At 71.5% G+C, this 12613-nt stretch carries 9 protein-coding genes; all 9 read left to right on the forward strand.

The features are described from left to right. Nucleotides 1–41: 41 nt before the first annotated feature. The 9 genes from rplL (at nt 42) to ACO0E0_RS02940 (ending at nt 12572) form a co-directional block, all read left to right on the forward strand. On the forward strand, nt 42–425 hold the full coding sequence (rplL, locus tag ACO0E0_RS02900) for a 50S ribosomal protein L7/L12 (RefSeq protein WP_422869883.1): 384 nt from the start codon (nt 42–44) through the stop codon (nt 423–425). A 743-nt stretch (nt 426–1168) separates the two neighbouring features. After that, nucleotides 1169–2122 carry a hypothetical protein gene (locus tag ACO0E0_RS02905; RefSeq protein WP_422869884.1) on the forward strand — a complete coding sequence of 318 codons (954 nt, stop codon included), beginning with the start codon at nt 1169–1171 and terminating at the stop codon, nt 2120–2122. Between the two features lie 13 nt (nt 2123–2135). Further along, nucleotides 2136–4043: an ABC transporter ATP-binding protein gene (locus ACO0E0_RS02910; protein WP_422869951.1), complete on the forward strand. Its 1908-nt coding sequence runs from the start codon at nt 2136–2138 to the stop codon at nt 4041–4043. Between the two features lie 92 nt (nt 4044–4135). Further along, nucleotides 4136–5506 carry a cystathionine beta-synthase gene (locus tag ACO0E0_RS02915; protein ID WP_422869885.1) on the forward strand — a complete coding sequence of 457 codons (1371 nt, stop codon included), beginning with the start codon at nt 4136–4138 and terminating at the stop codon, nt 5504–5506. A gap of 76 nt (nt 5507–5582) precedes the next feature. Then, the gene (locus tag ACO0E0_RS02920; protein WP_422869886.1) at nt 5583–6761 is read left to right on the forward strand and encodes a cystathionine gamma-synthase; all 1179 of its coding nucleotides are present in this window, start codon (nt 5583–5585) and stop codon (nt 6759–6761) included. Further along, entirely contained in the window at nt 6758–8152 is a 1395-nt protein-coding gene (locus ACO0E0_RS02925; RefSeq protein ID WP_422869887.1) for an MFS transporter, read from the forward strand. Before ACO0E0_RS02920 ends, ACO0E0_RS02925 begins: the two co-directional genes overlap by 4 nt. Before the next feature lie 96 nt (nt 8153–8248). Further along, nucleotides 8249–8866, forward strand: coding sequence for a hypothetical protein (locus ACO0E0_RS02930; protein WP_422869888.1), 618 nt, complete (start codon nt 8249–8251; stop codon nt 8864–8866). A 218-nt stretch (nt 8867–9084) separates the two neighbouring features. Then, the gene (locus ACO0E0_RS02935) at nt 9085–11103 is read left to right on the forward strand and encodes a S53 family peptidase (protein WP_422869889.1); all 2019 of its coding nucleotides are present in this window, start codon (nt 9085–9087) and stop codon (nt 11101–11103) included. Nucleotides 11104–11312: 209 nt separating this feature from the next. Further along, complete coding sequence (locus tag ACO0E0_RS02940) at nt 11313–12572, forward strand: multidrug effflux MFS transporter (protein WP_422869890.1); 1260 nt, start codon at nt 11313–11315, stop codon at nt 12570–12572. Nucleotides 12573–12613: the final 41 nt, after the last annotated feature.

Raw genomic sequence — 12613 nt, forward strand, 5'->3', positions numbered from 1 at the left:
CCGCGGTACCAACCCCAACACTCAGCAACAAGGAGAACATCATGGCAAAGCTGTCGCAGGACGAGCTCATCGACGCGTTCAAGGAGCTCACGCTCATCGAGCTCTCGGACTTCGTGAAGAAGTTCGAGGAGGTCTTCGAGGTCACCGCTGCCGCCCCCGTCGCCGTCGCCGGTGCCGCTGGCCCCGCCGCCCCCGCCGAGGAGGCCGAGGAGCAGACCGAGTTCGACGTCGTGCTCGAGTCCGCCGGTGACAAGAAGATCCAGGTCATCAAGGAGGTGCGTGGTCTCACCTCGCTCGGCCTCGGCGAGGCCAAGGCACTCGTGGACGGCGCCCCGGCGAACGTTCTCGAGGGCGTCAACAAGGAGACCGCTGACAAGGCCGCCGACGCGCTCAAGGGCGCCGGTGCCACCGTCACCGTCAAGTAGGCAGTCCGCTGCTGGCCGGAGGCCGTCGTCCCTGTGGGGGCGGCGGCCTTCGTCGTGCGCGGGGTGGGGGCGTGCGTGGTGCGGGGGCGGCGGGGGTGCGGTGCGGTTGCGGGTGTGGTGCGGGTGCGGGGGCGGGTGCGCTTCATGATCACGCATCGGGCGACATTCCACGCGCTTCGCGACGACGCTTTCCGGGAAGAATGTCGCACCATGCTCCCGCATCATCTGCGTGCGCATCGGGCGACATCTCTCCCGCTTCGCGACGACGCTTTCTGGGAGGGATGTCGCACCATGCTCCCGCAACATCTGTGTGCGCATCGGGCGACATCTCTCGCGCTTTGCGACGACGTTTTCCGGGAGGAATGTCGCACCATGCTCCCGCATCATCTGCGTGCGCATCGGGCGACAGGTGCGGACGGGTAGGGCTCGGGAGCGGGGGCGGGTGCGGGTGCGGTGGGGGTGCGGGGGCGCTTCATGATCACGCATCGGGCGACATTCCCCGCGCTTCGCGACGACGCTTTCCGGGCGGGATGTCGCACCATGCTCCCGCATCATCTGCGCGCGCACGGGGTTGACGTTCCCAGGCGGAAGGGTCGCGTTCGACGCGCCGAGAGCGGCTCGATGACGCTGCATGAAGCGACCCCGGAGTCCCGGATCCCTGCACAGCTCGCCGCGGGGGTGCGGCTCTCCACCGATCGTGATCGAGGGTGCGTCCGCTCGCGCTCCGATCGAGACCATGGAGCATGATCACCGACGACAAGCACATCCAGCTCCTCCGGACGAGCTCCTCGACCCGCAGTACTGCCCGGCGCCTCCAACGTCTGGCGCGGACCGGGGCCCTGACCCGCATCCGACCCGGCGTGTTCGCGGCGCCCGACCGGCTCGTGGACCTCGACGCCGTGGAGTGGCACGTGCTCCGGCTCCGGGCCGTACTCCCCAGACTGCCGCCCGGCGCGATGCCCTCGCACCTGACCGCGGCTGCGCTGTACGGCTGGCCGCACATCGGGTCATGGCCTGAGCGGGTCCACGTGACCGACCAGACGGCTCTGACCGACCGCCAGCGGGACGGACTGACCGTCCATCGCGCGCTGGACGGAGCCATCGGGCAGGTCACCCATGTCTTCGACGGCCTGTCCGTGCTGCCCATGGCGGCGACGGCGGTCGAGCTCGCGCGGGCCCTGCCGATGCCGGAGAGTCTCGTGATCCTGGACCATCTGCTGCGGACCGGCTCGGTGACCCGCGATGCCGTCGAGCATCGGGTGGAGCGGACGCGCGAGAAGGGGCGGGGAGCCGTCGCGCGGGTCGTCGGGCTCGCGAGCGGGCGACGCGAGTCGGTGGGCGAGTCGTACTGCGCGGCGCGGATGGTCGAGATCGGAGCGCCGTCGTTCGAGGAGCAGCATGAGTTCCGTCACGCGGACGGCACCATGGACCGGGTCGACTTCTGGCTGCCGGACCTCGGGATCGTGGTCGAGTTCGACGGGCGGCAGAAGTACGAGGACCCCACGATGCGCGGTGGCCGGGACGCTCCAGACGTCCTCTGGGACGAGAAGCGCCGCGAGGACCGGATCCGCCGCCGCCCGGAGGTCCACACGTTCATCCGGGTGCGGTGGTGGCACCTGGTCGATCCGGATCGCCTGCGCGCGCTGTTCCGTGAGCACGGTGTGCGGCTCGCCGTGCGTCCGGCAGGTCTAGCCTGACGAGGTGAGCAGGATGGACGCGGTCGCGAGTGGCGGCGGGATGCGCGGCGGAGGCGGCGGAGGCGGAGGCCGTGGTGGCCGGATCTCGAGTGCGGACACCGACGCGCAGCGGGCTGCGAACGCCGCGGCCCCGAAGATCCCGCACCTGCTGCAGCGCATCGCCGGCCTGTTCTCCCCGCACCGCAACGCGATCATCGGCACGATGGTGCTCGTCCTCGTCGGGGCGGCGATCAGCGTGGTCCCGCCGCTGTTGACACAGAAGGCATTCGACCTCGGGTTGTTCCCGAATTCCGGACACCCCGACCTGCCGGTGCTGTTCGTGCTCGTCGGGAGCATGGTCGCACTGTGGATCGCGTCGGCCGGCGTCGGTGTCTGGCAGACCTACCTCACCGCCACGGTCGGCAACAAGGTCATGGGCGCGATGCGGATGCGGTTGTTCGGGCACCTCCAGCGAATGGAGCTCGCGTTCTTCACCAGGACGAAGACGGGCGTGATCCAGTCGCGGCTGCAGAACGACGTCGGCGGCGTCGCGAGCGTCCTCAACAACACGATCTCGTCCGTGCTCGGCAACACCGTGACGGTCATCGCCGCGGTCGTGGCGATGCTCCTCCTCAGCTGGCAGATGACGATCGTCGCGGTGGTGCTGCTGCCGCTCCTCGTCATCGCGCAACGCCGGGTCGGCCGGGTCCGGGCCAAGATCGCCGGGCAGACCCAGGAGTCGCTCTCCGACATGACGGCGATCACCCAGGAGACCCTGAGCGTGTCCGGCATCCTGCTCGCGAAGAGCTTCAACCAGCAGCGCGCGGAGGTCGAGCGCTACGGCCGGGAGAACCGGAACCAGATCGGCCTGCAGGTCCGGCAGCAGATGTCCGGGCAGTGGTTCTTCGCGATCGTGCAGATCTTCCTGTCCATCATCCCGGCGATCATCTACCTCGTCGCGGCGTCCCTCATCAACGGCGGCGTCGACATCACCGCGGGCACGATCGTCGCGTTCACGACGGTCCAGTCGCGGCTGCTGTTCCCGACGGTCGGCCTGCTCCGCGTCGTGCTCGACCTCCAGACGTCCGGCGCGCTCTTCGCCCGCATCTTCGAGTACCTCGACCTCGATCCGGCGATCAAGGACTCCCCGGACGCGAAGCCGGTCGACGAGCGCCGCGTCGGACAGGTCTCCTTCGACGACGTCACGTTCGTGTACCCCGACGGCGAGCCGGACAAGCCGACGCTCCGCGGGATGTCGTTCGAGCTCGCCCCCGGTCAGTTCGGGGCGTTCGTCGGTCCCTCCGGCGCCGGCAAGACCACGGTGTCGTACCTCGTCCCACGGATGTACGAGGCGACGAGCGGCGCGGTCCGCTTCGCCGGTGCGGACGTCCGCGACCTCGAGCAGGAGGACCTCGTCCGGCACATCGGCATCGTGAGCCAGGAGACCTACCTGTTCCACGCGACGATCGGCGAGAACCTCCGGTACGCCAAGCCCGACGCGACCGACGCCGAACTCGAGGCCGCCGCCCGCGGGGCCAACATCCACGACACGATCGCCTCGTTCCCGGAGGGCTACGACACGGTCGTGGGGGAGCGCGGGTACCGACTGTCCGGGGGCGAGAAACAACGGATCGCGATCGCCCGGGTGCTGCTCAAGGACCCACCGGTGCTCATCCTCGACGAGGCCACGAGCGCGCTCGACTCGATCTCGGAGCGCGTCGTGCAGGACGCCCTCGACGCAGCGTCGCGCGGACGGACGACGATCTCGATCGCGCACCGGTTGTCGACCGTGCGCGACGCCGACCTCATCTTCGTCGTCGACCACGGACGGATCGCCGAGCGGGGCTCGCACGACGAGCTCCTGGCCCTCGACGGGGTCTACGCCGCGCTCCACCGGCAGCAGAACCAGCCGGCCGCGGGCGCTCACGCCGGAACAGCCTGACCGGCGGACCACCGGACGGGAGGCGCGGTGCGGGCCCGCCCCGCGCCTCCCGTCCGGTGCCGCGTCGGTCGTGCCACGTAGACTCGGGGATCGTGCGCTACGCGAACTCCGTCATCGACCTGGTCGGCAACACCCCGCTCGTCCGGCTCAACAACGTCACCGCGGGGATCGAGGCCACCGTCCTCGTCAAGGTCGAGTACCTGAACCCCGGTGGCTCCTCGAAGGACCGCATCGCCACCCGGATCATCGACGACGCCGAAGCCAAGGGCCAGCTCGGCCCGGGCGGGACGATCGTCGAGCCGACCAGCGGGAACACCGGCGTCGGCCTCGCGCTCGTCGCCCAGCAGCGCGGCTACCGGTGCGTGTTCGTCCTGCCCGACAAGGTCGGCGAGGACAAGCGGAACGTGCTGACCGCGTACGGCGCCGAGATCGTCGTCACCCCGACGGCGGTCCCGCCGGAACACCCGGAGTCGTACTACTCGGTGTCCGACCGACTCGTCACCGAGATCCCGGGCGCGTTCAAGCCGAACCAGTACGAGAACCCGAACGGCCCCCGCAGCCACTACGAGACCACCGGGCCGGAGATCTGGCGCGACACCGACGGCGGGCTCACCTCGTTCGTCGCGGGCGTCGGGACCGGCGGCACGATCTCCGGTGTCGGCAGGTTCCTGAAGGAGGCCTCCGCGGGCGCCGTCCGGATCGTCGGGGCCGACCCGGAGGGCAGCGTCTACTCCGGCGGCAGCGGACGTCCGTACCTCATCGAGGGCGTCGGCGAGGACTTCTGGCCCGGCGCCTACGACGGCAGCGTCGTCGACGAGATCATCGCCGTGACCGATGCCGAGGCCTTCGCGATGACCCGGCGTCTCGCGCGGGAGGAGGGCCTCCTGGTCGGCGGCTCGAGCGGCATGGCGGTCGTCGCGGCACTCGAGCACGCGAAGCAGCTCGGCCCGGACGACACCGTCGTGGTGCTCCTGCCGGACGGTGGTCGCGGCTACCTCGGCAAGATCTTCAACGAACGGTGGATGCGCTCCTACGGGTTCCTCGAGAACGACGACGAGGCCGTCCGCACCGTCGGGTCGCTCATCGCCGGCAAGGACGGCACCCTCCCGGACCTCGTCCACGCGCACCCCTCGGACACCGTCCGCGACGTCATCGAGATCATGAAGACGTACGGCGTCTCGCAGATGCCGGTGCTCTCCGCCGAGCCGCCGGTCGTGATCGGCGAGGTCGTCGGCGCGATCGAGGAGAAGGAACTGCTCGAGGCGGTCTTCACCGGCGCGGCGAAGATGACCGACTCGCTCGCACCGTTCGTCGGCGATCCGCTGCCCCTCGTCGGGACGGGCGAGTCCGTCGGCGCTGCGCGTCGCGCGCTCGAGACCGCGAACGCGTTGCTCGTCGTGGAGGACGGCAAGCCCGTCACCGTCGTCGCGCGGCACGACCTGCTCGCCTCCCTGTCCGAGTAGCAGCCCTGTCGGACGAGCCGCGCCCGTCGGAACGGTCCGGCCGGACCAGTACCCACCCACCACCAGGAGACACCCCATGGCCGAGTTCCCCACCCGCGCGATCCACTCCGGGCAGGAGCCCGACGCCACGACCGGCGCCGTCGTCGGCCCGGTCTACCTGACCTCCACGTACCTCCAGGACGGCATCGGCGGGCTGCGGAACGGGTACGAGTACTCCCGCTCCGGGAACCCCACCCGTGACTCCCTCCAGGAGCTCCTCGCCGACCTCGACGGTGGCCGTGCCGCGTTCTCGTTCGCGTCCGGACTCGCCGCCGAGGACGTCCTCCTCCGCTCGTACCTCGCCCCGGGCGCCGCGATCGTGATGGGGAACGACGTCTACGGCGGGACGTACCGCCTCGCGAGCAAGGTGCACGTCCCGTGGGGTGTCCGCCTCAGCACGGTGGAGATGAGCGACCTCGACGCGGTACGGGCAGCACTCGCGGCCGCGTCGACCGCCCCCGGGACGACCGCCGCCGGCAAGACCGTGCTCTGGATAGAGACCCCGACGAACCCGCTCATGAAGATCGTCGACATCGCCGCGCTCGCCGAGATCGGCCACGCCGCCGGTGCCCTCGTCGTCGTGGACAACACCTTCGCGTCCCCGTACCTCCAGCAGCCGCTGTCGCTCGGCGCCGACGTCGTGGTGTACTCCACCACCAAGTACCTCGGTGGCCACTCCGACGTCGTCGGCGGTGCGCTCGTGGTGCAGGACGAGCAGGTCGCGGCGGACGTCGCGTTCCTGCAGAACGCCGCGGGCGCGATCTCCGGCCCGCTCGACGCGTGGTTGACCGTCCGCGGCATCAAGACGCTCGCCGTCCGGATGGACCGGCACTCCGCGAACGCGCAGACCGTCGCCGAGGCGCTCGTCGGGCACCCGGCGATCGAACGCGTCTGGTACCCGGGACTCGCCGACCACCCGGGGCACGACGTCGCCGCACGCCAGATGCGGTCCTTCGGCGGCATGCTGTCCGTCCAGCTCGCCGGCGGCCCGGACGCCGCGGTCCGGTTCGCCGAGTCGACCGAGGTCTTCGCGCTCGCGGAGTCGCTCGGCGGCGTCGAGTCGCTCATCGGGTACCCGACCGCGATGACCCACGCGTCGGTCCGGGGGACCGAGCTGGCCGTGCCCGAGGACCTCGTGCGGCTGTCGGTCGGCATCGAGGACGCGACCGACCTGGTGGCCGACGTGCTGCAGGCGCTCGACCGCGCCGGGCAGTGACGGGCGGCGCCGCGACGACCTCGGACGACCGGGCACGACGCGGCGTCCTCGGTCCGGGGTTCCTGCTCCCGACGATCGGCATGGTGCTGATCGTCGCGGTCGCCGCGTTCCAGAACCTCGCGATGGCGTCGATCATGCCGGAGATCAGCCGCGACCTCGACGGCGAGACGCTGTACTCCCTCGCGTTCGCGGCACCGCTCGCCGCCGGGGTGCCGGGCATGGTCCTCGCCGGGAACTGGGCCGACCGCGCCGGCGCGCGCGTGGTGACCTGGGCGTCCGCGACCTGCTTCGCGCTCGGCACCGTCGTCGTCGCCGTGTCCGGGTCGATGCCGATGTTCCTGGCCGGCCGACTCGTCGAGGGCTTCGGCGCGGGTGCCGTCACCGTCGTCCTGTACGTCATCGTGTCCCGGATCTACCCCGAGCACCTGCACGGGTCGATCTTCGCCGGGTTCGCCGCCGCGTGGGTGGTCCCGGGACTCGTCGGGCCCGCGATCGCCGGGATCGTCACCGACACGTGGAGCTGGCACTGGGTGTTCGTCGGCGCGTTCGTCATCGCGATCGGGTCGTTCCTCGTGCTGGTGCCGTCGCTCTCGCGGCTGGCTGCGCCCGCCGTCGGGGTCCGGCCGGCATGGGACCGCGGCCGCATCGCGTGGTCGGCGCTCGCCGCGGTCGCCGTCCTGGTGCTGAACGTCGCGCCGGACCTGCCCGTCGTGGCCGGCGTCGGCCTGCTCGTCGTCGGACTCGTCGCCGCGGGGGTCGCGCTCCGCCCCCTGATGCCGCGGGGGACGTTCCGGGCTGCCCCTGGCCTCCCGGCCGTCATCGTGATCCGTGCCGTCTCGGGCGCGGCGTTCCTCGGCAGCGAGGTGTACCTGCCCTACCTCCTGCAGGAGCACCACGGCTTCAGCCCGTCGTTCGCCGGGGTGACGCTGACGATCGCGGCACTGTCGTGGGCGTTCGCGAGCTGGGTGCACGGACGGCTCCCCGAGCGCCTGCTGACGGCGCGGCGGACGTTCCTGACCGGGTTCGCGCTCGTCGTCGTCGGGTTGCTCTCGGCACTGCTGGTGGCGTCGACGGGGGTGTCGCCGGTGGTGATGATCGTCGGGTGGTTCATCGCCGGCGGCGGCATGGGGATCGTGTACCCGAGGACCTCGATGCTGACGCTCCGTCTCAGCGACGACGCGGACCACGGCTTCGCGAGTTCGGCCCTCACCATCGCGGACTCGACCGGGACCGTCATCGGCCTCGCGATCACCGGGATCGTGTTCGCGGCGTTCGGCGGGCGGGACGCGACGGTGTCGTTCGCCGTGGTGTTCGCCGCGATGACGGTCGTCGCCGTCGGGGGCCTCGTCCTCGTCCGTCGGCTCGGCCCGGTCCCGGCACCGCGCAGCTGAACGAGCGCGGCGGGCGCGGCGGGCGGTGAGCGGCGGGAGCGCGAGCGGTCCGCGGCGACCGTGTACCGTGACAGGTCGACCATCCGGGAGGGACTCGTGCTCCGCAACCGTCTGGCCACCGCGACGGTGGCAGCCGTCCTCGGCGCCGCGGTGCTCGGCGTCACGGGCTGCGCCGGCGGCACGACCTCGCCCGCGCCGAGCCCGGTCCGGAGCACGGACCTGACGAGTGCGGACGGCGGGTTCGACGAGCACGCGGTCGTCGGGGTGGTGCTGGCGCCGCTCGACGCGGCCGGCAGCGGAGCCACGAAGACCGGCACGCCGATCGCCCCCGGCCACGTCGAGACGCCGGCGGAGCCGCTCGACGTCCGGTTCGACGCCGCGATCGCGGACGCCGGGTACGTGCCCGAGGTCCGGGTCGCGGACGCGGCCGACCCGGTGTCGAGTCAGCAGCGCGCGATCGACGAGGTCGTGCAGGCCGGCGCCAAGGTCGTCCTCGTGCAGGCGGTCGACCGCACGCGTCTCGGCGACCAGGTCCGGTCCGCCCACGACGCCGGTGCGCTCGTCGTCGCCATCGGGCCGCGGATCCCGGGGTCCAGGGCCAGTGGCACGGGGTCCGACTACCGGATCGCGAGCGCTGCCGACGCGGTCCTCGTGGCCCGGGCCGTGGCCGTGGTCGACGACCTGCAGCGCGGGAAGCGACCTCCCGCCGCGTGACACGGCCGCGCCGGTTGACGGCGAACTCCCGGCGAGGCGGCATCCGGGAGGGACGTCAGCGCCGGAACGACGGCGATCGCAGCATGAGTGGAAGCACAGCCCACCACCCCCGAACGGGGGACGGCGCACGTGGGGTGTTTCGCTGACTGTCCCGGGCATGCACGCGCTCATTACTGTCGCCTCACCATCTCCATGGAACACCCTGAGTGAGGACTCCCGTGAAACCACGACCCCGAACGTTCCTGCTCCACCGACGAGCCACCGTCGCCACGATCGCCGCAGTCGCCTGCGTGGTCGGGACGAGCTTCCTCGCGGCCGGTCCCGCGACCGCCGCGACCTCGGACCTGGCCGGACGTGCCGCGCTCCCCGGATCGGTGCCCGCCTGGGCCACCGCTGCGAACGACACCGGCACGGCCGCCGCCGACACCGACGTCGAGGGCGAGGTCTACCTGCCGCTCCGCGACCAGGCCGGTGCCACCGCCCTCGCGACCGCGGTCTCGACGCCCGGCTCCCCGCAGTACCGCAAGCCCCTCAGCCCGTCGGCGTGGATCGCGAAGTACGCCCCGACCAAGGCGGACGCGGACCAGGTCACCGGCTACCTGCGCGCTCAGGGCCTGACGATCACCGGCGTCCCCGCCAGCCACGAGTTCGTCGTGTTCCGCGGACCGGCCTCGGTCGTCGGCGGCGTGCTCGGCGCCCCGCTGCACGCGTACCGCCACGACGGCCGCACCCTCGTCGCCCCCGCCGCCACACCGTCCCTGCCGACCGCCATCGCCGCGAAGGTGGCGGGCGTGAGCGTCGACCAGAGCCGGCTGCAGACGCGTCCGGACCTCGTCGCGCAGGGACAGACCCCGACCGTCCAGACGCCGTCGCACCCGCTCCAGAAGTCGACCGCGGCGCCGTCGGCGAAGGTGAACGCGGTCTGCTCGCACTACACCGGCGAGCGCTCCGCGACCGTTCCCCAGGCGTACGGCACGACGACCGTCGGCACGTTCAACTGCGGGTACATCCCGTCGCAGCTCCGGTCGGCGTACGGCGTCGACACCCTCGCCGCGAAGGGCGTGCAGGGGCAGGGGCAGACCGTCGCGATCATCGACGCGTACGCCTCGCCGACGATCATCCACGACACCGACACGTACTCGGCGAGCCACGGCGAACCGCAGCTGACGAGTGCGACCTTCTCGCAGAAGATCCCGTCGCCGTCGCAGTTCACCGACGAGACGCTCTGCCAGGGTCCGAGCGGATGGCAGGGTGAGGAGACCCTCGACGTGCAGTCCGTGCACGCGGTCGCCCCGGCGGCGTCGATCCTCTACGTCGGCGGCACCAACTGCGGTGGCGGACTCGACATCGCGATGTCCCGGGTGCTCGACGGCGGTCTCGCGACCATCGTCAGCAACAGCTACGGCAACGTCGGCGAGGACGTGCCGCTCGCCACGATCCAGGGTGAGCAGAACCTGCACATCCAGGCCGCGGGCACCGGCATCGGCCTGTACTTCTCGAGCGGCGACTCCGGCGACGAGTCGGTCAACCTCGGCAGCGCGCAGCCGGACTTCCCGGCCTCGTCGCCGTGGGTGACCGCGGTCGGCGGCACGAGCGTCGGCATCGGCAAGGACGGCAAGAAGGCGTTCGAGACCGGCTGGGGCGACACCCTCGACCAGATCGTCACCTCCTCGACGGGCCGCAACGTCTACGTCGCACCGCTCCCCGGCAACACGTACGGCGGCGGCGCGGGCGGCGGCGTGAGCACGTACTTCTCGATGCCCGCGTACCAGAAGGGCGTCGTCCCGGCGAACCTCGCGGCGGCCGGCAAGCGCGTCTCGCCCGACCTCGGGGCCCTCGCGGACCCGTACACCGGGTTCTCGATCGGCATCCGCCCGATCAAGGACGACTCGACGCTCGCGGCCGGTGCCTACCAGACGGAGACGTACGGCGGCACCTCGCTCGCGTCGCCGATCACGGCGGCCCTGATGGCGATCGTCCAGCAGTCCACCGGCGTCCGACTCGGGTTCGCGAACCCGACGCTCTACGCCGCGGACAAGGCCGCGCCGTCGGTGTTCAGCGACGTCGTCCCGCCGGTCTCGCCGATCGCCCTCGCCTACACCGGTGCGGTGTCGGGGAACTCGTACCTCGTCACGTTGAACACCGACACGTCGCTCTCGACGGCGGTCGGGTACGACGACGTGACCGGGCTCGGGTCGGTCAGCTTCAGCGGCCTCGCGGCGGCGACGCAGCGGTGACCGACTGACCGACTGACCGACTGGAGGCCCGTGGCGATCCCGCCACGGGCCTCCAGTGCGTCCCGTGGCCCGCCAGTGCGTCCCGTAGCCCGCCAGTGCGTCCCGTGGCCCGCCAGCCGGCGGCCCCGTCCCGCACCCCGCCAGGACGTCCCGTACCATGGACACGACCACCCGAATCGATTCGACCTCCGCATGGAAGGCCTCACCGCGTGTCCGCCCCCACGACCGGCTCCTTGACGGTCATCGTCCACCCGGGCGACTCGTTGTCCCGCGCGCAGCGCCTCGTCTACGTGCTCGTGCTCGGAGCGCTGACCGCGCTCGGTCCGTTCACGATCGACCTCTACCTCCCCGCGTTCCCGTCCCTCGAACGTGATCTCGGCGCACAGGCCAGCACCGTCCAGCTGACCCTCACCGCGACGACGATCGGGTTCGCCCTCGGGCAGTTGATCGTCGGTCCGTGGAGTGACAAGGTCGGGCGACGGCTCCCGCTCATCCTCGCGACGTCGCTCCACATCGCGGCGTCGGTGGCCGCGGCCGCCGCGCCGGACATCGAGTTGCTCGGGCTCTTCCGGCTGCTGCAGGGGATGGGCGCGGCGGCCGGTGTGGTGGTCGCCATGGCCATGGTCCGGGACCTGTTCGGCGGCATCCCGCTCGTCAAGATGCTCTCGCGGCTCGCGATGGTGAACGGACTCGCGCCGATCCTCGCGCCCCTGATCGGCTCGCAGATGCTGCAGTTCGTGAGCTGGCGCGGGATCTTCGTGTTCCTCGCGTGCTACGGCGCCGCGGTGATCGCCGCGACGAGCACGCTCATCGTGGAGACCCTGCCGCCGTCCCGTCGACACGAAGCGGGTCACTCGACGATGCGCGCACGGTACCGCGCGCTGTTCTCGGACCGGGTGTTCGTCGGTGTCGCGCTGATCGGGGCGATGGTCTTCAGCGGGCTGTTCTCGTACCTGGCGTCGTCGCCGTTCCTGTTCCAGCAGGTGTACGGCCTGTCGACGCAGGCGTACGGGGTGCTCTTCGCCGTCAACTCGATCGGCGTGGTCGTCGGCGTGCAGATCTCCTCCCGGCTCGCCCGACGCGGCATCGGACCGCAGTGGATCCTCGCGGTGGCGACCGCGACCCTCCTCCTGGCGGCCCTGACGATCGTCGTCCTCGACACGCTCCGGATCGGCGGTCTCGTGGGGGTCCTCGTCCCGCTCTGGTTCTTCATCGCGGCGTGCGGGTTCTGCTTCCCGCAGGTGCAGGTCCTCGGGCTCGCCGCACACGGGAAGGAGGCCGGGACGGCGGCGTCGCTGCTCGGCGCGCTCAACTTCGGCGTCGCGGGCGTCATCTCGCCGGTCGTCGGCATCATCGGCGTCTCGACGGCGGCCCCGATGGCAGCGGTGATGGCGTGCACGTCGGTCGTCGCGATCCTGCTGCTCTGGCTGGTGGTCCGGCCGCGGTCGGTGCCCGCGCTCACGCACTGAGGCGGGCGCCGCTGGCACCGTCGGTCCATGCGGCCGCATCG

The organism is Curtobacterium phyllosphaerae, assembly GCF_049341865.1.
In the GTDB taxonomy this organism is placed as follows: Bacteria; Actinomycetota; Actinomycetes; order Actinomycetales; family Microbacteriaceae; genus Curtobacterium; species Curtobacterium phyllosphaerae.